Origin of the sequence: Anaerotignum sp. (assembly GCF_040307045.1) — a bacterium.
Taxonomy (GTDB): Bacteria; Bacillota; Clostridia; order Lachnospirales; family Anaerotignaceae; genus Chakrabartyella.
The window spans coordinates 77,885-102,092 of the sequence record NZ_JAWRKF010000005.1 but is presented as its reverse complement, the minus strand read 5'-3'; the positions used below and the strand labels follow the sequence as shown (position 1 = coordinate 102,092).

Here is a 24,208-nt window from a genome sequence, read left to right as displayed (position 1 = left end):
GTTTACAATTCCACGGAAAAAGAAATCCTTATGCGATAAGATTTAACCCCATTTCTTATCTATGAAAAACTCACTGCATTGCAGTGAGTTTTTTCATAGAAAAAGTAGGTGAAAATTGTGGATAACTCAATAAATTTTATAGAAATTTTGAATGAACAACTATTGGCTCATAGCTTTGAGGCGGTCAAAGATTTAAATGGAACTATAATACCTGGAATTTTTATTCGTATGGAAAATCCGGTATTATATATTATAGGTATATGTGAAAAACAAAACCAACTTGAATTAACCAATGTTTTGACTGCTTTTACAAAACAAATGTCTGTAGAGTTAGAGGATTTACGGTGTAATCATTTGGTTAGTGTTAGCATACAGCTGGGAGAAGAAGATGGGGAAGCATATTTGCCATCTTATTTGGATGAGCGAATACATACGGTACACTGGAGATACTCTTTGGTAGAGAAAAAAGTGTATGCAGGTCATGGCGAACCGAATCGACTGTTGGGGATAGAGAAGCTGTTATTTTTATCATCGCAAGGGAATAAAGCGGAAAAACCAATGGTACCGGCCATGGTAGCGGGAAGGCCTTGGGTAAGCATTGGTATTTTTGCTATTTGTACATTGTTGCTGATATATACCACTCTTTCTGGGAAAGGCGGAAGTACCATTGTTACTTTTGGCCTCAGTAGAAGGGGCATTTTAAACGGGGAGTATTACCGATTTTTTACATCTATGTTTTTGCATAGTGGCATGCCACATTTGATTTCCAACGGTATTTTTCTATTTTATTTTGGCGTTAAGGCAGAGTATTTATTAGGAAAATGGCGTTACTTGGCGTTATACATGATTTCAGGCCTTTGCGGCGGGCTATTCAGCATAGCTTTTCATAATGTTTTAGCTATAGGGGCTTCGGGGGCAATATATGGCCTTTTAGGTGCTATGTTGATTCTTACTAAAAAATATGGCCCACGGTATACCCAGATGAACTATTCAACGATGTTGCTGTTGGCCTTTACTTCCATTGGTTTTGGATTTTTAGATATGGGTGTAGACAATTTTGCCCACATCGGGGGCTTTCTTGGGGGTATAGTGGTATTTTTATTTTATATGAGGGATGAACGGAAAAATAAGTAGTTATCCACATAAAAAGTGTGGATAATGTGGAAGTTATCCACCTGCAAAATATGCACCACAAGATGAATATTAGTCGTTCCCTAAATTTCAATGGTTTTTTGATATAAAACTGTCGAAGATAAAAAATTAATACTAGATATTGGGGTATACATAAAAAGTTATCAACAGAAAACCTGTGGATAAGCCTGTGGGAATGTGGACAACTTTGTAAATGTGGAAAGGAAATACCGTTTTTTATGAATAAACAGATAGAATTTCAAGAAAAATTGACACAAAACTTTAAAAATTCTAATTTTACAAAAAAAACCCTTGTTTTTGGAGAAGGGGCAGATACACCAGTGCTCATGATGATCGGTGAGGCTCCTGGTGGCGATGAGGAAAAGCAGGGCAGACCTTTTGTTGGAAAGGCAGGCAAAAACCTTTCTTCCTTTTTAGAGGTAATTGGTTTACAACGTGAAGAAATTTACATTACAAATGTTGTTAAATTAAGACCCACAAAAGACAGCCCGAAGACGGGTAAGGCAGTAAACCGTCCCCCATCTAAGGAAGAAATTTCGTTCTTTTTGCCTTATCTAAAAGAAGAAATTCAGTTAATCTCACCAAAGGTGATTGTGACATTAGGCAATGTACCTCTTAAAGCTGTTACCGATGATAAGGGGATAACTATCGGTGATGTTCATGGTAAGCCATACTCTTTGGAACAAACCAGGGTGTTATTTCCGTTATATCACCCAGCTGCAATCATATATAATCGTGGGTTAACGAATATATATCAGCAGGATTTACTGGTTTTGAAGGAGTTATTGCGTGGGATTAAGTGATTAAGAAGGCATAGCTACCTTATTTTGTAACGAAGATAGGCAGATAAGTGCAAGGAGGATAAACATAGAAAAAATAAGATTGTCTTTGTGTTAAGGAGGTAGAATATATGGGGAAGACGGCTGTGGTATATCGTTCTGAGTATGGAAGCACAAAAAAATATGCAACCTATATAGGGAAACAATTGCAGGCCCATTTGTTTTCCACGGATGAGATTAAAGATATATCCGACTATGATACCATCATTTATGGCGGGGGGATTTATGGAGGTTCTTTAAATGGGAATGATTGGCTAAAGAGGAACCAAGAGATTTTGTGTAAAAAGAATTTGATTATTTTTACTTGTGGAATTTCAAATCCAAGTGTGGAAAAAAACATGGAGACTATATACACAGGATTGAAGCAGTGCTTAACTGAGGAATTGCTTCGTCATGCCAAGGTCTTTTCCTTCCGAGGAGCTTTAGACTTTAAGAAATTAAAATTTACCCATAAAGGTATGATGACAGTTATGTTTCAAATTTTAAAGGGAAAAAAGGAACGCAGCGTAGATGAGGAAGAACTGCTAAAAAGCAGGAAAGAACCCATTGACTTTGTTGACCTATCTGCTGTGGAGCCTATGATCACATATGTAAAGGAATAAGATTATGGAATTTCAAGACAAAATTGTAGTAGTGACGGGTGGCGTACACGGAATTGGCAAGGCAATTTCTGATGCCTTCACCAAGGAAGGCGCTATTGTGTGCATCATTGACCGGGAAAAAAATGATTATTTTACTGGAGATATTGGTGACAAAGACACCTTAGAGGCTTTTGCAAAGAAAGTGTTGGATGGATATGGAAAGGTTGATTATATAATTAATAATGCAATGATTTCCATGGGAGGGATTAATGCCTGTGGGTATGGAGCTTTTGATTATGCTCTTCGTGTAGGAGTGATTGCACCCTATTATCTTACCAAGTTATTTAATCCGTATTTTGCCCCTGGAGCAGCAATTGTTAATATATCATCTTCCAGGGATCGGATGAGTCAGCCTAACACAGAGAGTTATTCGGCGGCGAAAGGAGCTATTTCTTCCTTAACCCATGCACTAGCCATTAGCCTGAGTGGTCGGGTTAGGGTGAACTCTATTTCACCGGGGTGGATTGATACAGCTCATATGGTTTATGACGGTGCAGACGCACAACAACATCCTGTGAAGCGGGTGGGAAACCCCATGGATATTGCAAATATGGTGTTATATTTATGTAGCGACAAGGCTGGGTTTATTACCGGTGAAAATATATGTATCGATGGTGGAATGACCCGGCAAATGATCTATCATGATGAAAATAGTTGGAGTTTTGAAGAATAAAAAAGCACCCATTTGCGGAATTTGGCAAAATGGGTGCTTTTTATAAGATTGTTATCCCAATTCCTTGACATGAGTAAAAGCCGTTCCAATTACCTTTGAAAGAGGCTTTCCTTTTATAGTGATATAGCTCTATTGCAGATTTTTCCATTCTTCTTCTTTAAAACCAACCAAAACAAAATCATCACCAATGATTAATGGGCGTTTTACTAACATACCATTTGAGCCTAAAAGCTCCAACTGCTCTTTTTCGCTCATTTGGGCAAGTTTGTCTTTTAGCCCCATTTCTTTATAGAGCAGACCACTGGTATTAAAAAATTTTTTTAAGGGCAAACCGCTCATTTTCCACCAAAACTCCAACTCCTCTGGAGTTGGGTTTTGTTCCACGATATGACGATCAAAGTACTCTACTTTGGCGGAATCTAACCAATTTTTTGCCTTTTTACAGGTGCTGCATTTTGGATATTGTAAAAAAATAACGCTCATGTTATGACCTCCTTTTTACTACATTATAGTATGTTGTTGCTGTATGGGCAAGGATAGTTAGGATTGCATTTTAAAATAAACGGCAGTACAATGAAAAAAAGTTTTTTCTATTTATTTAATAATATAAGGGTATTGTTCTATTTTTTCTGTGATAAAGGAATTCAAGATAGTTGCGAATGGAGGAAAATAACATGAACTTCGGTTTTATTGGCGCGGGAAATATGGTTGGTGCTATTGTGAAGGGGATGACCTTGGGCGAGGCAGGGTATAAAGGAAAAAATATTTATGTGACAAGCAAGAGCGTATCCTCTGCGGTTAAGCTGGCTGAGGAGTGTGGTGCCAATGTTTGTACAACATCAAAGGAAGTGATTTCAAAAAGTGATGTAGTGATTCTTGGGGTAAAACCAAATGTGCTTTCAGAAATTTTGCCTCAGTTAATGCCTGATTTTTCCAAAAAAATGCCGGTTGTGGTGTCTATTGCAGCAGGAAAAACCTTAGAATACCTAAGCCAGCATTTGCCTGAGAAAACACCAATTGTAAGGGTGATGCCTAATATAAATGCAAAAATCGGAGCATCTACAACTGGAATCTGTGGGAATGAATATGTCAGTCCTGAAGTGAAATTGTTGATAGAAGACATTTTTTCTACAATTGGAACAGTTGTAGAAATTGATGAAAGTCAATTTGCTATTTTTAGTGTAATTGGTGGGGCTTCTGTAGCATTTGCGTACCTTTATATGGATGCGTTGGCTCATGCTGCATTAAAAGCAGGTATGCCTAAAAAACAGGCATTGAAAATAACTGCTGAAACGGTGTTGGGAAGTGCAAGGATGGTATTGGAAGGCGGAGAAGCACCCTGGCCTTTGATTGACCAGGTATGCTCCCCTGGTGGGACTACCATTGAAGGAGTAGCGAGTTTGCAGGCGGGGGGATTTGAAACCACCCTGGTTAGAGCTTTTGATGCCGTTTTGGCAAAGGATAAAGCCATTGGTGAAAAAAAATAATAAAAGGCTAGGACAGTTTGAATGAAAAGGAAAAAGCAACCCCTTTCACAGGACAATTTCTAAACTTCCCTTAAAACACATAAGAATAGACTAAAAAGAAAAAGGGGAAGAAAAAAATGAATCAAAATGGAATGCGAAATTTTTTATCTGGTATGCCACAAATTACCGATTATGGTCCTGATCCTTTTGTGGCGAATATCAATATGCTGGCAAAGCAAAACCAAAATTATCGAACTGTGTTATGGACGGGGAAGGATTTACAATTAGCCCTAATGAGTATTCCGCCAGGAGGGGACATTGGGGTTGAAATTCACCCCGATGAGGATCAATTTATTCGAGTGGAGGATGGCGTTGGAGTTGTGCAAATGGGAAGCAGTAAGGACAAATTGAATTTTCAACGTAATGTGGATAGTCAATATGCAATTTTTATTCCAGCAGGAACGTGGCATAATTTGATCAACATTGGAAACAAACCTTTAAAAGTTTATACGATTTATGCACCACCACATCATCCCAGCGGAACTGTTCATACAACCAAACAAGCAGCTCAGGAAGCGGAGGAACACGAACATTAATGAGAAAAGCCTTTTGATAAGAAGTATAGTCTTTCAAAAGGCTTTTTTGTTTTGTATTTATTTCAGGTTATAAGGTTATAAGGTTACTGTTTGTGTTAACGTTTTATGGCGTAAAAGTCCGTGTCCTCAGCAAAATTTATAGAGTTATATAAAACTAATACATCTGTAATGCTTTGGGTTGCAAGAAGTTCTTTTGTAGAACCATTAAAATACCGATAGTCAATCATAGTTATTGTTTCAAAGTTTGCAGTTAGGAAAGGGACAAAACAATGGGCAAAGGAATCTTTGATTATCAAAAGATGCTTACCGTTGGCACTGTTCGTTTTTATTTCTGTGATGGCATGGTTTCCGTCTAAGAAGTAGGCGTATTTATCCCTTTTGGCTAATGCATCATTTTGATATAAGCTCTCGGATTCCTTTTCATAGTCATAGGTGACATGGATACCATCATCGGCCACATAGCGATAGATGGAGTCTGTCTGAATATAAGGCAATTGAACCTTGGAATAGACGGTACCTAAGAAGGAATCGGAAACCAGTTCTTTGGCATAGGTATCCTCCGAAGGGATGACAAATTCCCAATGGCGGCAAAGCTGTTGATAGGCAAAAAACGCACCTTTTGTTGTCCAATGGTGATCGGTTCGATAGTAAATATCATCATTTTGGTTTTTCGAAAGAATGGAAAGGGTATTTAAAAACTTATCTCCCAGTGCGCCCTCTAGTTTTTCAAGAATGAGTTGTTGGTCATATTGGGTTGCAAAGGACGGGAGCTTATCCCTTAGTATAAATGGGGCGGTAGGAACAATCATAGCCACAGGGGTAATATTTTTTTCCATTAGGGTTTGGAAAAAGGTTTTTAGGGACTGAATATTTTTTTCTAATTGTTGTTCTTTTATGGTGTCTACTTTTTCAAATAAATAACCATCCTCACCAAAATAAACGCCGTTGCTGTCTTTTTTTCCAACCAAGTATTCAGACATTACGTTTAGGCCGATAAATGCGTCCCGAAAGGGAAACTGGTCAGTGGTATAGGTTTCAAATTCTGCGTTAAATGTACCATCCAGTAATTTTTCTCTGGAAAACTTGGGAAAAGTAGCAAGATAACGATTTTCACTTTCAGAAAAACCTTTAACAGGTGTTATGGCATTTAATGCGGTTAATCCCCCCAAGAGAAGGGCAAATGTTATTGTAATCATATAATGATTTGATTTCATAAATCGCCTCCTTAAAATCTAAAATACATAAATGGGTTGTAGGACGAATTTATTATAAAGGCTACACATAATAAGAAGATGATCGCCATAAAAATGGTAGTTGCAATGCCATAGGCCAGGGTATCCCTTTTTTCTTTCCAAAGAGTATTGCCTATGAGTTTGGGCATGGGGGTGCTGCTTATTACCATAATAGCAAGAAGCAGGCCATAGGAGGAAAGGAAATACAGGGTTTGTGTATCCCAATAGGAATTACCGTTTAGGCCAAATAAGGTTTTTAAATACGTCCATACCTGATTGATATCGTCGAATGCAAAGATACACCAACCAATCAGAATAAAGAAGCAGGCATAAACATGGCGTAATAAAGCAGGGGTTTGTGCCAAAATGCGTAACAAAAATTGTTTTTCAATGACTAATAAGACACCAAAATAAATGCCCCAAAGGATAAAGTTCCAGGCGGCGCCGTGCCAGAAGCCCGTAAGAAGCCAAACGATAGAAATATTAACAATGGTTCTTGCGGCTCCCTTACGATTGCCACCCAAGGGGATATACACATATTCTCGAAACCAAGTGCCTAAAGAGATATGCCATCTTCGCCAGAATTCTGTAATGCTTTGAGAGATATAGGGGTAATTGAAATTTTCTGGGAAAGAAAAACCTAGCATTTGCCCTAGGCCAATAGCCATATCGCTATATCCTGAAAAATCAAAGTAGATTTGAAATGCAAAGGCCAGCAAGCCAATCCAAGCTGTTATTACAGGGAGGCTAAGGGGGTTCATGGCTGAAATGGTATCCCACAAAAGTCCGATGGTATTGGCCAAAAGAACTTTTTTTCCCAACCCATGAATAAATCGTAAAGCACCCTGGGCAAAAGCGTCCATGGTTTCCTTTCGTTCATCCAACTGGTGGGCAATGGTTTGGTATCGGACAATAGGCCCTGCAATGAGCTGAGGAAATAGCGCCACATATGCACCAAAGGAGATGATGTTTTTCTGTGCCTTTACGTCACCACGGTAAACATCAATGCTATAACTCATGGTTTGAAATGTATAAAAGGATATACCTATAGGTAGGGGCAGTTGTAAAGGGGTAATGTCCCAACCCATGGCTTTATTTAGGTTTAAAATAAAAAAGTCGCTATATTTAAAGAAACAAAGCAAAGCCAAATTAATCATAATAGAAGATATAAGAATAAGGCATGCTTTTTTCTTTTTAGAATGATTTAGAAATTTTTCAATAAAAATGCCGTGGGTGTAATCTACAATGGTAGAAAAAATCATGATTAGTACATAAAATGGCTCTCCCCAGGCATAGAAAAACAAACTGGATAGAAAAAGAACCCCATTTTTCAAAGAGCGTGGGCTTATAAAATAAAGAACAAGTACCACTGGTAAAAAATAAAATAGGAATGGAATACTGCTAAAAACCATAATTTACTCCTTATATTTTAAAAGGGCAGATTTTTCTGCCCTTTTGGAAAACTTATTGATTTACAACTTCATTGATGGCGTCAATTGCTTTTTGCACTTCATCTTGTGCAAAAGAAAGCTGTGCAGATTCCTCCTCGTTTTCCTCATCAATAGCACCTAACATAATGAAGAATACGTATTCATCCACGCGATATACTACGGATGAATTGATTTTTGCTAAATTCATTGGGTATTGCATGGTGTCAGCCAAAAGGACATCTCTATATTCGTTTAAAGAGGCTTCTACTGCATCAGCCTTACCCTCTTGAGTCTCTACAATTACCAAAGTGTCTACGAAGGTACCAATCATAGGGATTTCAGCCAAGAAGTTTTTCACATTGCTTTTGTCCACACCATATTTTTGTGTAAAACTTTCCTCATCTAACTGGGTGTTGGGCAGGTAGTTATCACCATAAGCGTTGCGGATTGCTTCGTGGAAGGTAGAGATGAGACCACTTTCTACACTTACTTGTTCTCCGTTGTTTGTTGAGCCTGAATCAACTGTTCCAGAGTTTCCACAGCCTGTTGCAATTCCCATTGTAAGGATAGCTGCTAACCCCAAAATAAATAATGTATTCTTTTTCATATATTTCCTCCTGTATTCAATTCGTTCAAAATCTTTATTAGTATGACGCAAAAAAAATAAAAAAGTTCTAATTATTTTATTTTTTTGAAAATTTTCATCCATAGGTTTTGATAGATGGCATGTGAAAAGGTCTTGTTAAGTTTAGAAGAAGCAGGCAAACTGATCAAATTTCCAAAAATCCCCTTCCTTTACCATTGCAAAGGTAAAGTCTTGGGTGGAAAAGTCTTGAGGGTTTGGGGGTTCAGCGTAGAACAGTTCACCGACATAAGCTTCTTGGGTATTTGAGTAATACGCTGTAGCGGTAAAGGTGATCTGGTTCTCATTGTCCATACTTTCATGGAAGATATGCCCTGCATAAAAGATATTGGCTCCACGGCTTGCATCCATCATATACAAATCTCCATTTTCAGCCTTCAAAAAGCGAATGCTGTCGGGGCTTAAAATTTCTCTATTTATAAAGTCTTCGGTAAAGTAGTTGGCTAAATAGGACTTGAAGGATTCAAAGGACTCATAATTGGGTTCATCTACTTTATAATAAGTAAAATTGTCCTTTTCTATTTTTTTGGTTGTATCACAGTTAAAACTACCAAAAACAATTTTTAAGTAGATATCTTGTGCGTCTGCATAAAGTTGTTGCAAATCGGTTTCTAAAAGTGGCATCCCATTTGTTGAGGTAAAGTTTTTATCTGAGGTTGACACGTCTGTATCGGGCGAAGTTTTTATATTGTTGCCACATCCCATGGAAACAAAAGTAATTAAAATAACACAAGCAAAAAGAATATGCAATCTATTTTTCATAATAATCTCCTTTCGGTAGTTAAAATTTCCTTATCAAAGCTATTATAACATAATCTTTATTTTAAAATGCATTGTTAATCCCATTCAAAAAAACATTTCAGAGAAAAACCAGAGAGAGTTAGGTAGGCGTGTTAATGCCAATTGTAGTTTTGAAGATTTAGATATATTTTTTATGATTAGTCTACACAGCTTTTTTTATCAAAAAAAAGAAAGAGTATCATTTTGGAGAATGATACTCTTTCTAGTATTTATTAGGGTAGATACGAATGCTTCATTATAAATTTGGCAGGCGAATTACTGTTCTGCCATTTTTTTATAAGTTTCATATTTCTGTTTTGCTTGCTCAGCTGCTTCTTTCAACAAAACTTTTGCAGTTTCGGGGAAGGTACGAACCAAAGAGGAATAACGAACCTCGCCCATAATGAAGTCATTATAATCCATAGTTGGCTCTTTGGAGTCTAAAATGAACGGATTTTTGCCTTCTTTTTTCAAATCTGGGTTATAGCGATAAAGGAACCAATATCCAGAATCCACTGCCATCTTTGTTTCTAGCTGTGCGTTGGCCATACCCTTCATAATACCGTGGTTTATACAAGGTGCATAAGCGATAATTAAGGATGGTCCTTTGTACGCTTCCGCCTCTTTCATTGCTTTAATCAGCTGTGCGGGGTTTGCTCCCAATGCCACCTGTGCAACATAGATATAGCCATAGCTCATAGCCAGCATACCTAAGTCTTTCTTAACAGTAGGTTTACCACCGGCGGCAAACTGTGCAACTGCGCCGATAGGTGTTGCCTTAGAGGACTGACCGCCAGTATTGGAGTATACTTCGGTATCCACAACCAATACATTTACGTCTGCACCTGATGCCAAAACGTGATCTAAACCGCCGTAGCCGATATCATAAGCCCAACCATCACCGCCATACATCCACATGGATTTTTTGGTTAGGTGCTCTTTATTATCCAGAATAAAGGCTTTTAGTTCTGCGCCTTCAGCAGAAATTGGTGCTTGTTTCAAAGCAGCAATTAATGCTAAGGAATCTTCTTTGCTTCTATGACCATCATCATAATGATCAAACCAAGCTTTTGCAGTGGACTGGAACTCTGCATCGTCGCAAACTGCCATTAAATCTTTCAACTGCATTGCCACACGTTCTCTTTGCTGTTCAACAGCCAAAACCATACCTAAGGAGAACTGGGCGTTATTTTCAAAGAGGGAGTTACTCCAAGCAGGACCCCAACCATCTTTGTTTGTTGTATAAGGCACACAAGGTGCAGCAGCGCCCCAAGCCTGAGTACAACCTGTTGCATTGGCAAGGTACATTCTGTCGCCATAAAGCTGTGTCATCAATTTTGCGTAAGGTGTTTCACCACAACCTGCGCAAGCACCGGAGAACTCAAGCAAAGGCTGTTCGAACTGACTGCCTTTTACGCTATATTTGTCCATAGGGTTTTCTTTATAGGATAGGGATAAGGAATAATCCCAGTTTGTCATCTCGCCTATTTGTGTATCCAATGGCTTCATAGTCAGTGCCTTTTCCTTTGCTGGGCATGCAACAACACAAGCCCCACAGCCCTGGCAATCCAATGGGTCTACCTGAATACGATACTGATATTTTGTAATTTCTCCTGCACCATTTGCTCTCTTTGTTTCATAGCCTTCAGGAGCCTTTTCAGCTTCCTCATCCGTTAACAAGAAAGGACGGATACAAGCATGAGGGCAAACGTAGGAACATTGGTTACACTGAATACAGTTGCTAATATTCCATTGGGGTACATCGATGGCTACACCACGCTTTTCATAGGCAGAAGTACCCAGAGGGGCAGTTCCATCTTCTCTTCCTAAGAACACGGATACAGGCAAAGTATCACCTTTTTGCGCATTCATGGGAATTAAAAGTTTTTCAACATATTCGGGGAGGATGCGTTTTGCATCTTCTTTACTCACATCTTTTGCATCTTTCCAGCTTTCAGGTACGTCGATTTTAACCAGACCGCTTAAACCTGCATCCACAGCTGCAAAGTTCATATTAACAATCTTTTCTCCCTTTTTACCATAGGATTTTTCGATGGCAGCTTTCATATAACCAACAGCATCTTCTGCAGGAATGATGTTTGCCAACTTAAAGAAAGCGGACTGTAAGACAGAGTTTGTTCTGTTACCCAAACCGATTTCACGGCAGATTTCTACGGCGTCTATGGTGTAGAAATCAATATTGTTGCTTGCAATGTATCTTTTCACTTCTGCTGGCAGATGTGCTTCCAGTTCTTCACCTTTCCAACCGCAATTCAAGAGGAATGTACCACCAGGCTTGATTTCGGACACAATATCATATTTGCTGATATAAGACTGCTGATGACAAGCAACAAAGTCAGCCTTAAATACCAAATAACTGGAGCGAATAGGCACATCACCAAAGCGTAAATGGCTTTTTGTGATACCACCGGACTTCTTAGTGTCATATTCGAAGTATGCCTGCGCATATTTATCGGTATGGTCACCAATGATTTTGATGGAATTTTTATTGGCACCAACCGTACCATCGGAGCCTAGACCCCAGAATTTGCAAGCAATTGTGGATGCATTTGTTACTTCAGGTTCTGGGCCAACGCTAAGTGATGTCATACTAACATCGTCGTTGATACCAACAGTGAAGTGGTTTCTCTTTTCGCCCTTCATATTGTCAAAAACGGAAACAATTTGAGCAGGTGTCACATCTTTGGAAGAAAGGCCGTACCTGCCGGCAAGAACCAGGGGTGTTCTGCCTTTTTCCATTAAAGCGGAACAAACATCTTCGTAGAGGGGTTCGCCCAATGCACCGGGTTCTTTTGTTCTGTCCATAACAGTAATGATTTTTGCTGTTTCAGGCAGAGCTGCCATAAAGTGATCCATAGAGAAAGGACGATACAAATGAACCTGTAAGAAACCAACTTTTTCGCCTTTTTCGGTTAGGAACTCAACAACTTCCTGAACTGCGCCCGAAACGGAACCCATGGCGATAATTACGTGTTCTGCATCTGCAGCACCAAAGTAATTGAAAAGCTTATAATTTCTGCCTGTGATTTTATTGATTTCATTCATATAATCTTCCACAATGGCAGGAAGTCTCTTATAAAAAGGAGAGCATGCTTCTCTATTCTGGAAGAAAACATCGGGATTTTGCACGATGGAACGCTGTACAGGGCGTTCAGGGTTTAACGCATTTTTGCGGAAGCTTCTTAATGCATCCTGATCCAACAATTTTCCGATTTTTTCGTAATCCATTACTTCAATTTTCTGTAATTCATGGGAAGTACGGAAACCGTCGAAGTAGTGGATAAAAGGCACGCTGCCCTTAATTGCTGCTAAGTGAGCCACACCGCCCAAATCCATAACTTCCTGAACGGAAGCAGAAGAAAGCATGGCACAACCGATTTGGCGACAACTCATTACGTCGGAGTGATCTCCAAAGATGGAAAATGCATGGGTACCTACGGTTCTAGAGCTAACGTGGAAAACACCAGGTTTCAACTGACCAGCGATACGATACATAGGAGGAATCATTAATAAAAGACCTTGAGAGGCAGTATAAGTAGTAGTTAAAGTACCTGCTTCCAATGCACCGTGCATTGCACCAGCAGCACCAGCTTCGGACTCCATTTCAACCAAACGTACTGTTTGGCCAAAGAGATTTTTCTTTCCATTTGCAGACCAAGTGTCAACGTGTTCTGCCATAGGGGAGGATGGGGTGATAGGATAGATGGTAGCGACTTCGGTAAAAGCGTAGGAAATATACGCAGCAGCTTCATTACCATCCATGGTTTTCATGATTTTAGGATTCATGAGAAAGCTCCTTTCATATACAGTATACATTATTCCATAAAAATTCAGCCTGTATCTAAAATTTATGATACAGGGTAAAAACATTTTTGATAACTTTATGATAGTTTATTACAGAGTAGTTGTCAATATTTCACCAAATATATTTATTGGAAAACAGGTCAAAAAGGTGTAAAAAAATATTTTTTGTATAATTTTACTATACATAGATTGTATTAGATTTAAAACATATATAATTATAGTAAAAATGAAATTAATGTATATTTTTTAAAACAAAATAAGTTGGTAAACATGGGATTGATATTGTATAAAAATACAAACAACCTCTGACGAATGGGGGATAAATATATTTCGGAGGTGCTGAGATTGGCTACAAGGGTGTTTATTGCGGAACAATGTATGACAACAAGTACATAACTAAAAATCTCAAAGGGGGAGATAATATGAAAATTGCGGAGGTTCGATTTTTAGAAAAGGGAGAGAACATAACATTACCTGGTTGGACACAAATTTTGCCAGATACTATGAGAAAAAAGTATATTCTTTCGAAAAAACCCTTTACCATTGAGGAAAAGGATAATGTGCTGTATGGCATTTTATCTTTTGCTGCGGGGCAAGGGCTGCCGGCGTCCTGGCGAGAAAAGGCAGAAGATATGGTAAAAACCTTAGCCGCGGAGGGCGCGGGGATTGTAATACCACCTTACGAAGGGGAATTTCCGCAAAAAATTTTGCCTGTTGCCAGGGGGCGGGTTATGTCTGCTTTATTTGCTTTTGATGGAGCTCAGGAGGCATTGCGGCGACAGGGAAAAAATCCGGAGGAAGCGCATTATTTAATAGCGGGTAATGATGCTGATGTTTTGCCCTTGGTTTTGGCTGGCATAGGTGATTATGTGAATCATCTTTCATTTTTTGTGGATAACATTGGGGAGATGGAGGAAATTCAAGAAGATCTTTTTGTTGAGAGAGGCTTGCTTACAGAAGCTTTTTCATCCCCCAAAAACCAATTATTTACAGAGGCGGATGTTGTTATTGTTTGTGGTATGGAACAAACAGGTTATGAGCATATTTTAAAAAGATATGCTGTTTTTGTTGATGCCGTTGGAAATCGCCCTGCACTGCGTAGATTGGTACAGAGGCGGTGGGACGTTGCGGTGACGGAAGGGTTTTATTTTAGTTATGATGGACGACAGATGGAATGCAGAAAGGCAGAGGCAGAGGCATTCATTAGCGATATGGCCTTTCGAAGTTTTTGGATGGAACATTTTCCAAAGGAAGAAGCTAGAGATATGTATTTGGGATTAAAGGAGAAGGGCTTTTTGGTGGCAGGATTTTTTGCACTTGGTAAACGGGTAAAAATTGCGAAAAATCAAGGATAATTTCGATATTTTGGGGTATAAAAGATTGACAACCCTTCTTTAAGTAGTATATAATTTATCAATGAATTTTGAGGGTCAAGGCCCTCTTTTTTCCTTGTATATGCGGTATTGACAAGGAAGTTGAAAAAATACGGAGAGTTCCGGGAAAAAAGGGAGATGACGACGGCCATGGCAGATAAAAAGGTTGTTTTGACTTATGAAGGTTTGAAAAAGATGGAAGATGAACTGGAAAACCTGAAAACCGTCAGAAGAAAAGAAGTAGCAGAGAAGATTAAAGAGGCAAGAGGACAGGGGGACTTGTCTGAGAATGCGGAATATGACGCTGCAAAGGAAGAACAGGCCGAAATTGAAGCAAGAATTGTGGTTCTTGAAAAAATGCTGCGTAATGCAGAGGTTATTGATGACGATGAAGTTTCCAATGACGTCATTGGTCTAGGTTCGACAGTAGAGCTCTATGATATAGAATTCGATGAAATTATGAATTACACAATCGTTGGTTCAGCAGAAGCGGATCCCATGAATGGACGTATTTCTAATGAGTCTCCAGTAGGTATGGCGTTATTGGGACATACAACCGGGGAGAGAATAAAGATCGATACACCTGACGGAGAAGCTGAATTTGAAGTAAAATCTATTAAAAGATAAAAACGAGTGGAAAAGTGTGGCATTTGCAAAGTACAAAAGCCAAGTGGGAATGGAGGAAAGAACGTGGCAGAGCAGAATGAAAACGCACAGGAAAAGGAACTAACCCAGCAAGAGCTGAGTGAGCAAATCCTTATCCGTCGCGATAAGCTGGCACAATTGCAGGCGGAAGGCAAGAATCCCTTTGAAATTGTAAAATTTGACATGACTCATCATAGTGATGAAGTAAGAAATGGGTTTGAGGATTTAGAGGGCAAAGATGTGGCAATTGCTGGTCGTTTGATGAGTAAACGTATTATGGGTAAAGCATCATTTTGCAATATTCAGGATCGCAACGGAGTTATTCAGTCTTATGTGAGCCGTAATGATATTGGTGATGAGGAATATGCGGCATTTAAAAAGTTTGATATTGGTGATATTGTTGGTATCAAAGGCTTTGTTTTCCGCACAAAAACAGGGGAAATATCTGTACATGCGAAAGAAGTTACGCTGTTGACTAAAAGCTTACAGGTTCTGCCAGAAAAATTTCATGGTTTAAAAGATCAGGAATTGCGCTATCGTCAAAGATATATGGACTTAATCGTAAACCCTGAGGTTAGAGATACGTTTATTAAACGTTCTAAAATCATCAGCGAAATCAGAAGATTTTTGGATGGTAGAGGCTTTTTAGAAGTGGAAACACCTGTTTTACAGACCATTGCAGGTGGTGCTTCTGCAAGACCTTTTATCACACACCACAACACTTTGGACATTGATATGTATTGTCGTATTGCGTTGGAATTGCCTTTGAAGCGTCTGATTGTGGGCGGCTTTGAAAGAGTATACGAAATTGGCCGTGTATTCCGTAATGAGGGTATTTCTGTAAGACATAATCCTGAATTCACTTTGATGGAATTGTATCAGGCATACACAGACTATAATGGCATGATGGATATTACAGAGGATATGTTTCGTACGGTTGCAGAAAACGTATTAGGCACAACCAAAATTCAGTATGGTGGTCATGACTTAGATTTGGGTCAGCCCTTCCAAAGAAAGACAATGGTTGAGTTGGTTAAGGAATATGCTGGGGTAGATTTTGATGCAGTAAAGAATACAGAAGAAGCTAAAGCTTTGGCGAAAGAACGCCATATTCAGTTTGAAGATCGTCATGCAAAAGGAGATATTTTGTCTCTATTCTTTGAAGAATTTGTTGAAAAGAACCTAATTCAGCCTACTTTTGTAATTGACTACCCTGTTGAGATTTCTCCTTTGTCTAAGAGAAAGCCTGAAAACCCTGAGTATACAGACCGTTTCGAGTTGTTTATCGTAGGTAGAGAATATGCAAATGCATACTCCGAGTTAAATGACCCTATTGACCAGCGTGGACGTTTTGAATATCAGGAAATGCTGCGTGCAGCTGGGGATGATGAAGCAAACATGATTGATGAGGACTTCTTAACGGCACTGGAATACGGTATGCCTCCTACTGGTGGTTTGGGTGTAGGTATTGACCGTTTTGTTATGTTATTGACAGAATCCGTTTCGATTAGGGATGTCATTTTATTCCCGACCATGAGACCGCTCTAAAAAAATGTGGAAGATGAAGCACGGAAATCTAATTTATAAGGATTTCTGTGCTTTTTTATTTTGTCATTGCTGTTTTTTGCATCGACATAAGTATTTTTGCTATAATTGATTATATAGGGTTTTTTTTCATAGACTTTTTATAACAATTCATTTTGGTTTATGTTATAATGTATACCAATCATAGGAAAGCGGGAAGCAAGGTTTCAGTTTTCCTGATGATATCAAAGGAAGGGAAAAACAGAAAGATTTTTTAACAAAGGCACGCAAATTTCCTCTGTTTTTGACAAAACTATGGTATTATGTTGTTATATAATGATAAGCTATATTTTTGATTGGAAGGAATGTCACATTTCTAAGGGATAGGGTGTGTTTTATGGATGCGATGAAAAATTTTTTGGACAATTTAGGGGTAACAGGCTTTGTTCGGCCATCCGTTGGATTTTCTGATATTTTGGATATTCTGATTGTTGCCTATATTATTTATAAAATCATTTTCTGGATTAAGGAGACTAGGGCTTGGGTTTTATTTAAAGGTATTTTGGTGATTCTTGCTTTGGCAGCGGTTGCAACCATTTTGCAGCTAAATACAATTCTTTGGATATTATCCAATACCATCTCTGTTGGTATTATTGCGGTTATCGTTGTGTTCCAGCCTGAGCTAAGAAAAGCGTTGGAACAATTGGGAAAAGGTCAATTTTTTTCGTATTTTATGCGAACAGAGGAAGAAGAGAGCCAGAAGGCTTCTTCCCGTACTGTGGATGAGATTATTAAAGCTGCAGATAAGATGGGTGCCGCTAAGACAGGGGCTTTGATCTTGATTGAGCAAGAGGTGCCCTTGGGGGATTTAGAAAGAACGGGTATCCCTATTGATGCGGCAATTTCAAGTCAGCTTCTAATTAATATTTTTGAGCACAACACACCTTTACATGATGGTGCAGTTATCATCCGAAGAAACCGTGTGGCAGCAGCAACTTGCTTTTTGCCCCTAACAGACAGCAATGAAATCAGCATGGAGTTGGGTACCAGACACAGGGCGGCCATTGGCGCAAGTGAGGTATCGGATGCTTATGTCATTGTTGTGTCTGAAGAAACGGGTTCTATTTCTGTGGCTAGGGGTGGTGTGCTTTACCGTGATTTGACTGCAGAGCAACTAAGAACTATGCTTTCACAAACCAAGAAAGTAGGAAAAAAGAAACTCTCTTTTTGGAAAGGAAGGCAGGATAAATGAAGAAGTTTCAAGAAATGCTGATGAAGGATTTGGGGTGGAAACTGCTATCTATTGCCATTGCCATCATTATGTGGTTTATGGTAATTAATATCAATCAGCCCATTGATACTAGAACCTATTCCAAATATATAACACTTGAAAATATGGATGTATTAACAGACCGAGGGCTGACGGTGAGAAATGCGGGTGAGCTAACCTCCACGAAGGTAAGCATTAAAATTAAAGCCCAAAGAACAGCGTTAGATCGCTTAAATCAATCTAATGAATGGTTACAGGTATCCGTAGACTTATCGGGCTTAGGTAACGCCATGGATGGAGATAAGGTATCGTTGCCTGTGGACGTTGAAATGATAGGTGGGTATACTGGATACAATATTGTAAGCAAAGTTCCCACAACTGTGGATGTTTATATAGAGAGGGTGGCTAGCAAGGAACTTCCCATTGAAGTTGTCATTAGCGGAGAATTACCTAAAGATGCTATATATGCAAGCCCACTGTTAAGCACAGAAACCGTTAGAGTGACAGGACCTGCATCGGCAGTTGAGCAGGTTGTGGCAGTGCGGGCTGGAATTAATGCCCAGGATGTTGTAGGAAGTGTGCAGCTTGGGGCAAAACTTGTTGCCTATGATGTAAACGGCACTGCAGTAAAGGGCGTAAAACTAAGTGTTTCTGATATTACGGTAACATATAATTCTCTGAATGCAAAGACAATTCCAATTAAAGTGAATATTTCAGGGACACCTGCTGAGGGATATGTGCTAGGGGATACGGTAAGCACACCCCAAAATTTAGAAGTAATTGGTACGCCTGAGTTGTTGTCTGAACTCATGTTTTTACAACTTCCTGATATCGATATTTCGGGTAGTAGTGGCAATGTGCGAAAGAGCTATGCTGTTAAAGATTATCTGCCTAATGGCGTAATACCAAAGGATACAAACAATTTGACAATTCAGGTGAATGTGCAAATTATGGGTGTAAATAACCGTGAAATAGCTGTTCATTCGGATCAGTTGGTTGTAACTGGGGGAGATAGCGGAAAGAGTTATGCAATCAGTGGTAGTGTAAAAGTTACGATTACTGGTGATGTAACAGTATTAGATAGTATAAATGAAGGTGCTTTGTCGGGCATTGTTGATGTCAGTGGCCTTTCTGTAGGGCATCATAAGGTTCCTATCCAACTTGAATTGCCAGAAGGGGTAACAGCTGGATATGCTTACATTGATGTGATTATCACGGAAGATTCGACTATGCCTGATAATGAGTCGTAATGGTTGGAGGAAAATGAAAAATGGGAAAATTATTTGGTACTGATGGTGTAAGGGGCGTTGCCAACACGGAGTTGACCGGGGAGATGGCATATCAGTTGGGTCGTGCGGGAGCATATGTTTTAACCAAAGAGAAAAAACATGCTCCTAGAATTTTGGTAGCCATGGATACACGTATCAGTGGAGATATGTTAGAATCTGCATTGGTTGCAGGAATTTGTTCAGTTGGTGCTCATGCTGTAATTGCAGGGGTAATACCTACACCTGCGGTGGCATATTTGGTGCGTCATTACCGTTTGGATGCAGGGGTTATGATTTCTGCATCCCACAACCCTGTAGAATATAATGGGATTAAATTTTTTAGTAGCCAAGGCTATAAACTAAGTGATGAGCTGGAAGATGAAATAGAAGATATTTTGCTTAGTCGCACAGAAGTGCTACCCTGCCCAACAGGTAGTGGCATTGGCACAAAGTCTTATGCGGAAGAAGCCTTAGATGATTACATTGGGTTTTTAAGAGGTGCTACGCAGGAGCGGTTTCAAGGAATTAAAGTAGCCTTAGATTGCGCAAATGGGGCATCTTATAAAGCGGCGCCCATCACAATGTTGGACTTGGGTGCGGAGCTTTGCATTATCCATAATGAGCCAGATGGAACAAACATTAATGAAAAATGCGGATCAACCCATATGGAGGATCTAGTTGCATTTGTAAAAGAAAACAATGCTGATATTGGCTTTGCCTTTGATGGGGATGCGGACCGCTGCTTAGCTGTGGACGAAAACGGTGAATTGATTGATGGAGACAAAATTCTTGCAATTTGTGGATGTGAAATGAAAGCAAAGGGTGAGTTAAAAAACAATACCATTGTGGGCACTGTTATGTCTAACCTTGGGTTAACCATCATGGGGCGTGAGAATAATATTTCTATATTGCAGGCTAATGTGGGGGATAGATATGTACTAGAGCGTATGTTGGCAGAAGGTTATAACTTGGGTGGAGAGCAATCGGGCCATATTATCTTCCTTGACTATAATTCGACGGGCGATGGTATTCTAACAGCTATTCAGCTTTTGGCAGTCATGAAACGCACAGGGAAAAAAGCATCAGAATTAGCTGAGGTTATGGAAATTATGCCCCAGGTTTTAGTAAATGCCCGAGTAAATAATGCCCGCAAGAATGAATATATGGATGTACCTGAGATAAAAAATGCAATTGAGGAATTGCAGGAAAAGTTTTCTGCCGATGGAAGGGTGTTGATCCGTACTTCGGGCACAGAGCCTTTGGTACGTGTGATGATCGAGGGTAAGGATAAAGAAGCCATGGAACGGGAAGCCAAAAAGCTAGCATCATTTATCGAAGATAAACTTCAATAAAAAAATTTCCCTGTTGCAGTATAAATTACTTGACTGTAACAGGGGATACGCATAAAATAGAGAAGGATTGTTTTTAGAAATTTAAAATTTCTGGATTTTGTTTTTATTTCAGGAGTTTCAACATCAATCTATTAAAAACGTCTCTGTAGCTCAGTAGGATAGAGCGTTCGCCTCCTAAGCGAAAGGCCGCTGGTTCGACTCCAGTCAGGGACATTAAAAGTATGGTTTGAGCTTTGCTTAGACTATACTTTTTTTCTTTTTGTATGATATAATCGTGGCAAAGATTTTTTGTATGCCACGAAAGGAAAGGACGATATGAGCGAGTTGGAGTTTATAGAAAGCGGAAGGGTACCAAGTACATTTTAAAATTGGCAAGTAGCTCAAACAAAATGTATCAAAACTATGATAAATACGTTTTATTGGTTACAAGTTCAAAGGTTCAATTTTACTATTTATAAAAAATGCTTATGAACAAAACGATACTTCGGCATGAAAAAGAACGCAGAAATGCAAAAGGGTGAAATCAGGTTGCATCTAATTATTGGTTTATAAATAACCAGATGGAGCTTTATTTTCACATATTCACTAGGAAAAGTTATAACGATCGGTTAAGGGCAAGATGGAGCTCATCATTCAAATATGACTGCTGAGTGTAAACTGTTTTGATAAAAAATAAATACGGAATTTATTACTAATTTGTTTTACAAAGCCTGAGAGAAAATATTACTATGCTAATTTATGTTCAACAAGAGATTACATAGGATATTTTGAAAGTAGCAATAGGCAGCCAATGGGATGAATGTTGTACAATGAAAGACAAATTTTTTGTTGTGTCGTAAAAAGTTGGAAACAGAGACATAATAAGAGGAATATGAAAGAGTTGAGATTTACCAGTTGGTTTACCCAGTTACCCCCCAGAAGGTCACTTTGCATAAGAGTGCAAAGCAACATTGTCTGCGTTGGATGTCACCCAGGAAGCCAGATAAGAGTGAATATGCAAATAGCATTTTAGTATGGAACATTTTTATTAAAGCGGAAGAAAATACCCTTGTTTTGACGGTAGAAAATTGATAAAAGTAAAAAGATAAAAAGAGGTGATTTTTATGAAAGAAGCTATGATTTTGTTAACACCCTTTATTGGTACCACGTTAGGGGCAAGTATGGTGTTCTTTATGAAAGGTGAGATGAATCGTAAAATCAGGAAAATGCTTCTAGGTTTTGCTGCAGGGGTTATGATTGCCGCATCGGTATGGTCTTTATTAATTCCTGCATTGGACTTATCAGAAGGATTGGGAAGATTGTCGTGGTTACCCGCCGTTATAGGGTTTATGCTTGGTATCATATTTTTATTAGCACTTGATACGTGGATTCCCCACTTACATCAGAATAGCCAAAAACCTGAAGGAATACCCAGTAAGCTATCAAAATCATCTATGCTTATTTTGGCAGTAGCTTTGCATAATTTACCCGAAGGCATGGCAGTGGGTGTTTCATTTGCCGGTGCTTTGATGGGAAATTCCGGAATTACTTTCATGGGGGCATTTGCCCTAGCATTGGGAATTGCTATACAAAATTTTCCTGAGGGTGCAATTATATCTATGCCCCTTCAAAGCGAAGGGATGAGTAAGAAAAAAGCATTTTTATATGGAGCTGCATCTGGGATTGTGGAGCCAATGGGTGCGGTAGTTACTATTCTTTTGGCGGAACAGGTGGTACCTTTACTTCCCTATTTCCTTGCTTTTGCCGCAGGTGCAATGATTTATGTTGTTGTTGAAGAGCTGATTCCTGAGGCACAAGAGGGAGAGCACTCTAATATAGGAACAGTGGGCGTAGCGGTAGGATTCGCTCTGATGATGATATTGGATGTAGCGTTGGGGTGAGAGGGTTCCTACGTTTAAAGGTAGAGAGGAATAACCATTTTGATTTTGGGCTGGTATAAATTTTGCATTGCCCTTATATAGCCAAAACCATATAAAAAAATTACAAATGTATGTCAAGTTGATACGTGTCAAGCCAGGTTAATATAATACACTTTGTTATTATTAAAAATTAAATTTATCACTACCTTTTCTTGTTTTTTTAGTTGTTTATCGATAGAATGAAGTTGGGATTAAGTAGCAGAGTGGATTTACTGGGAGTGATGTGTGCAATGAATTATGCTGAGAATTTGCAACAGCTAAGGAACTATAAACAAAGGCTAACAATCGCTTTAAAATCCGGAAAAATTTGTGTTTTTGAAGTTGATTTGCGTCGACAGTTATATACATTTTTTGAGAATTCTGAAGATATTTTTGGGGTGCCTGGGGGAAAAATTCTGAAGGAAGTGCAGCCCTTTAGCATCCTTCCTCCCGATGAATACAGATTAGCTGTATCCGATTATTTTTCCCATCCTGCTGATTTGAAGGTCATTGAAGAGGCTTTTGCAAAAACTTTATCCGGTCACTCCACTACCTATGAGGCAAGAATGAAAGCGGGAGATACCAACTTTATTTGGTGTAAAATTGATATCTCACCAATTATGGAAAAAAATGTGCCTGTACGGATGATTGGGGTCATAACGGACATTAGTGCCATTAAGGCTAAAACAGAATTGCTGACAAAAAAAGCAAGTTTGGATAGCTTTACGGGGCTATATGCAAAGAAATATATGGAGGAGCGCATTAAAGTAATATTGGAGAAAGAAAACAATAAAAAACATTATTTCATTTTATTTGATTTGGATAACTTTAAACAAGTGAATGATACATATGGACACATAGAAGGAGATCGTGTTTTGCGGGGGATTTCTGAGCGCTTGAAGTATATTTTTAGAACTACAGATGCCATTGGCCGCTTTGGCGGTGACGAATTTATAATTTTGGTGAAAGATTTGGAAGAAAGGGAAGATCTGATAAAGTATTTAAACCTCCTAATGGACAGTAGTGATAACGATTATGGAGTGACAAAGAGCATAGGGGTGTCGGTTTATCCTGAAGATGGACGTAATTATGAACAGCTTTTAATGAAAGCAGATGTAGCACTATATTATTCTAAGTGCGGAAAAAATAAATATACCTTTTTTTCTGAATTATAAATGGATGGAAATGATCAGATGGCGTAAAGGGGAAAATAGGCCCTCAAAAAGTTGTTATAGTAGGGGAAAATCCTTGATTTCTTAAGGTTGCGCCTTGACAATCAGGGTATGATGTTATATACTTTTTCAGTGTATAAAGCGGTTTATTGGTGGAAGTGTTATCCTCTTTCGGGCAATAAAAGCGCATTGAATGATTAGAATTTTCATAAACAGAATGGAGATGAAACCATGGAGAGAATCAAAACAATTGAAACTCGTGACCTGAAAAAGAGCGTAGCTGTTGGTGGTTGTGGCGAATGCCAGACATCCTGCCAGTCTGCTTGCAAAACCTCCTGTGGCGTTGCAAACCAGCCTTGTGAGAGCAAACAGAAGTAAGCTCAAAAGGATTGACAACGAATCCGCCGCCTTCTTTTCAGTAAGGCGGCA

At 39.0% G+C, this 24,208-nt stretch carries 20 protein-coding genes, 1 tRNA gene and 1 pseudogene; 16 read left to right on the top strand and 6 right to left on the bottom strand.

Going from position 1 to position 24,208, the window contains the following annotated elements; translation table 11 throughout:
- Positions 1-117: 117 nt before the first annotated feature.
- From ABVZ64_RS03970 to ABVZ64_RS03955, 4 genes are all read left to right on the top strand, one after another.
- Positions 118-1,134, top strand: coding sequence for a rhomboid family intramembrane serine protease (locus ABVZ64_RS03970; protein WP_352399762.1), 1,017 nt, complete (start codon positions 118-120; stop codon positions 1,132-1,134).
- Between the two features lie 236 nt (positions 1,135-1,370).
- Positions 1,371-1,955, top strand: coding sequence for a uracil-DNA glycosylase (locus ABVZ64_RS03965; protein ID WP_352399761.1), 585 nt, complete (start codon positions 1,371-1,373; stop codon positions 1,953-1,955).
- Positions 1,956-2,062: 107 nt separating this feature from the next.
- Positions 2,063-2,593, top strand: coding sequence for a flavodoxin domain-containing protein (locus ABVZ64_RS03960; protein ID WP_352399760.1), 531 nt, complete (start codon positions 2,063-2,065; stop codon positions 2,591-2,593).
- Between the two features lie 4 nt (positions 2,594-2,597).
- Entirely contained in the window at positions 2,598-3,305 is a 708-nt protein-coding gene (locus tag ABVZ64_RS03955; RefSeq protein WP_352399759.1) for an SDR family oxidoreductase, read from the top strand.
- Positions 3,306-3,434: 129 nt separating this feature from the next.
- Here ABVZ64_RS03955 and ABVZ64_RS03950 read toward each other — a convergent pair whose 3' ends face one another.
- Positions 3,435-3,788, bottom strand: a complete 354-nt coding sequence (locus tag ABVZ64_RS03950; RefSeq protein ID WP_352399758.1) for an arsenate reductase family protein — start codon at positions 3,786-3,788, stop codon at positions 3,435-3,437.
- Between the two features lie 191 nt (positions 3,789-3,979).
- On the opposite strand from ABVZ64_RS03950, the gene proC reads away from it, so the two are divergent.
- Both proC and ABVZ64_RS03940 read left to right on the top strand, forming a co-directional pair.
- The gene (gene proC, locus ABVZ64_RS03945) at positions 3,980-4,792 is read left to right on the top strand and encodes a pyrroline-5-carboxylate reductase (RefSeq protein ID WP_352399757.1); all 813 of its coding nucleotides are present in this window, start codon (positions 3,980-3,982) and stop codon (positions 4,790-4,792) included.
- A 116-nt stretch (positions 4,793-4,908) separates the two neighbouring features.
- Positions 4,909-5,367, top strand: a complete 459-nt coding sequence (locus ABVZ64_RS03940; RefSeq protein ID WP_352399756.1) for a cupin domain-containing protein — start codon at positions 4,909-4,911, stop codon at positions 5,365-5,367.
- Between the two features lie 95 nt (positions 5,368-5,462).
- Here the strand turns inward: ABVZ64_RS03940 and ABVZ64_RS03935 are convergent, their stop codons facing one another.
- The 5 genes from ABVZ64_RS03935 to nifJ form a co-directional block, all read right to left on the bottom strand.
- Positions 5,463-6,581, bottom strand: a complete 1,119-nt coding sequence (locus tag ABVZ64_RS03935) for a DHHW family protein (protein WP_352399755.1) — start codon at positions 6,579-6,581, stop codon at positions 5,463-5,465.
- Positions 6,582-6,592: 11 nt separating this feature from the next.
- A complete protein-coding gene (locus ABVZ64_RS03930; protein ID WP_352399754.1) occupies positions 6,593-8,011 on the bottom strand; it encodes an MBOAT family O-acyltransferase in 1,419 nt (472 codons plus the stop codon).
- A gap of 52 nt (positions 8,012-8,063) precedes the next feature.
- Positions 8,064-8,636, bottom strand: coding sequence for a DUF4358 domain-containing protein (locus tag ABVZ64_RS03925; protein ID WP_352399753.1), 573 nt, complete (start codon positions 8,634-8,636; stop codon positions 8,064-8,066).
- A gap of 141 nt (positions 8,637-8,777) precedes the next feature.
- On the bottom strand, positions 8,778-9,434 hold the full coding sequence (locus tag ABVZ64_RS03920) for a DL-endopeptidase inhibitor IseA family protein (protein ID WP_352399752.1): 657 nt from the start codon (positions 9,432-9,434) through the stop codon (positions 8,778-8,780).
- A gap of 294 nt (positions 9,435-9,728) precedes the next feature.
- Positions 9,729-13,259, bottom strand: a complete 3,531-nt coding sequence (nifJ, locus tag ABVZ64_RS03915) for a pyruvate:ferredoxin (flavodoxin) oxidoreductase (RefSeq protein ID WP_352399751.1) — start codon at positions 13,257-13,259, stop codon at positions 9,729-9,731.
- Positions 13,260-13,699: 440 nt separating this feature from the next.
- Between nifJ and ABVZ64_RS03910 the strand changes: the two genes are divergently transcribed.
- From ABVZ64_RS03910 to scfA, 10 genes and pseudogenes are all read left to right on the top strand, one after another.
- Positions 13,700-14,632, top strand: a complete 933-nt coding sequence (locus tag ABVZ64_RS03910) for a hypothetical protein (RefSeq protein ID WP_352399750.1) — start codon at positions 13,700-13,702, stop codon at positions 14,630-14,632.
- A gap of 168 nt (positions 14,633-14,800) precedes the next feature.
- The gene (greA, locus tag ABVZ64_RS03905) at positions 14,801-15,277 is read left to right on the top strand and encodes a transcription elongation factor GreA (RefSeq protein ID WP_352399749.1); all 477 of its coding nucleotides are present in this window, start codon (positions 14,801-14,803) and stop codon (positions 15,275-15,277) included.
- A 114-nt stretch (positions 15,278-15,391) separates the two neighbouring features.
- A pseudogene (gene lysS, locus ABVZ64_RS03900) lies at positions 15,392-16,834 on the top strand (lysine--tRNA ligase); the annotation flags it as partial.
- A gap of 382 nt (positions 16,835-17,216) precedes the next feature.
- On the top strand, positions 17,217-18,071 hold the full coding sequence (gene cdaA / locus ABVZ64_RS03895; RefSeq protein ID WP_352399747.1) for a diadenylate cyclase CdaA: 855 nt from the start codon (positions 17,217-17,219) through the stop codon (positions 18,069-18,071).
- Complete coding sequence (locus tag ABVZ64_RS03890) at positions 18,068-19,339, top strand: CdaR family protein (protein WP_352399746.1); 1,272 nt, start codon at positions 18,068-18,070, stop codon at positions 19,337-19,339. The genes cdaA and ABVZ64_RS03890 overlap by 4 nt, the downstream gene beginning before the upstream one ends.
- A gap of 20 nt (positions 19,340-19,359) precedes the next feature.
- A complete protein-coding gene (glmM, locus tag ABVZ64_RS03885; protein ID WP_352399745.1) occupies positions 19,360-20,709 on the top strand; it encodes a phosphoglucosamine mutase in 1,350 nt (449 codons plus the stop codon).
- A 139-nt stretch (positions 20,710-20,848) separates the two neighbouring features.
- Positions 20,849-20,922 (top strand) — tRNA-Arg (locus ABVZ64_RS03880).
- 890 nt (positions 20,923-21,812) lie between these two features.
- Entirely contained in the window at positions 21,813-22,589 is a 777-nt protein-coding gene (locus tag ABVZ64_RS03875; protein WP_352399744.1) for a ZIP family metal transporter, read from the top strand.
- A 269-nt stretch (positions 22,590-22,858) separates the two neighbouring features.
- Positions 22,859-23,782 carry a sensor domain-containing diguanylate cyclase gene (locus ABVZ64_RS03870; protein WP_352399743.1) on the top strand — a complete coding sequence of 308 codons (924 nt, stop codon included), beginning with the start codon at positions 22,859-22,861 and terminating at the stop codon, positions 23,780-23,782.
- A 228-nt stretch (positions 23,783-24,010) separates the two neighbouring features.
- On the top strand, positions 24,011-24,157 hold the full coding sequence (scfA, locus tag ABVZ64_RS03865; protein ID WP_307884490.1) for a six-cysteine ranthipeptide SCIFF: 147 nt from the start codon (positions 24,011-24,013) through the stop codon (positions 24,155-24,157).
- Positions 24,158-24,208: the final 51 nt, after the last annotated feature.

Excerpts from the sequence above, each read along its gene's own strand:
- ABVZ64_RS03935 (WP_352399755.1), bottom strand. The coding sequence starts at position 6,581 with ATGAAATCAAATCATTATATGATTACAATAACATTTGCCCTTCTCTTG.
- ABVZ64_RS03925 (WP_352399753.1), bottom strand. The coding sequence starts at position 8,636 with ATGAAAAAGAATACATTATTTATTTTGGGGTTAGCAGCTATCCTTACA.
- ABVZ64_RS03890 (WP_352399746.1), top strand. The coding sequence starts at position 18,068 with ATGAAGAAGTTTCAAGAAATGCTGATGAAGGATTTGGGGTGGAAACTG.
- cdaA (WP_352399747.1), top strand. The coding sequence starts at position 17,217 with ATGGATGCGATGAAAAATTTTTTGGACAATTTAGGGGTAACAGGCTTT.
- ABVZ64_RS03940 (WP_352399756.1), top strand. The coding sequence starts at position 4,909 with ATGAATCAAAATGGAATGCGAAATTTTTTATCTGGTATGCCACAAATT.
- ABVZ64_RS03965 (WP_352399761.1), top strand. The coding sequence starts at position 1,371 with ATGAATAAACAGATAGAATTTCAAGAAAAATTGACACAAAACTTTAAA.
- ABVZ64_RS03875 (WP_352399744.1), top strand. The coding sequence starts at position 21,813 with ATGAAAGAAGCTATGATTTTGTTAACACCCTTTATTGGTACCACGTTA.
- greA (WP_352399749.1), top strand. The coding sequence starts at position 14,801 with ATGGCAGATAAAAAGGTTGTTTTGACTTATGAAGGTTTGAAAAAGATG.
- ABVZ64_RS03870 (WP_352399743.1), top strand. The coding sequence starts at position 22,859 with ATGAATTATGCTGAGAATTTGCAACAGCTAAGGAACTATAAACAAAGG.
- ABVZ64_RS03930 (WP_352399754.1), bottom strand. The coding sequence starts at position 8,011 with ATGGTTTTTAGCAGTATTCCATTCCTATTTTATTTTTTACCAGTGGTA.
- ABVZ64_RS03920 (WP_352399752.1), bottom strand. The coding sequence starts at position 9,434 with ATGAAAAATAGATTGCATATTCTTTTTGCTTGTGTTATTTTAATTACT.
- ABVZ64_RS03910 (WP_352399750.1), top strand. The coding sequence starts at position 13,700 with ATGAAAATTGCGGAGGTTCGATTTTTAGAAAAGGGAGAGAACATAACA.
- ABVZ64_RS03955 (WP_352399759.1), top strand. The coding sequence starts at position 2,598 with ATGGAATTTCAAGACAAAATTGTAGTAGTGACGGGTGGCGTACACGGA.
- scfA (WP_307884490.1), top strand. The coding sequence starts at position 24,011 with ATGGAGAGAATCAAAACAATTGAAACTCGTGACCTGAAAAAGAGCGTA.
- proC (WP_352399757.1), top strand. The coding sequence starts at position 3,980 with ATGAACTTCGGTTTTATTGGCGCGGGAAATATGGTTGGTGCTATTGTG.
- nifJ (WP_352399751.1), bottom strand. The coding sequence starts at position 13,259 with ATGAATCCTAAAATCATGAAAACCATGGATGGTAATGAAGCTGCTGCG.
- ABVZ64_RS03950 (WP_352399758.1), bottom strand. The coding sequence starts at position 3,788 with ATGAGCGTTATTTTTTTACAATATCCAAAATGCAGCACCTGTAAAAAG.
- ABVZ64_RS03960 (WP_352399760.1), top strand. The coding sequence starts at position 2,063 with ATGGGGAAGACGGCTGTGGTATATCGTTCTGAGTATGGAAGCACAAAA.
- glmM (WP_352399745.1), top strand. The coding sequence starts at position 19,360 with ATGGGAAAATTATTTGGTACTGATGGTGTAAGGGGCGTTGCCAACACG.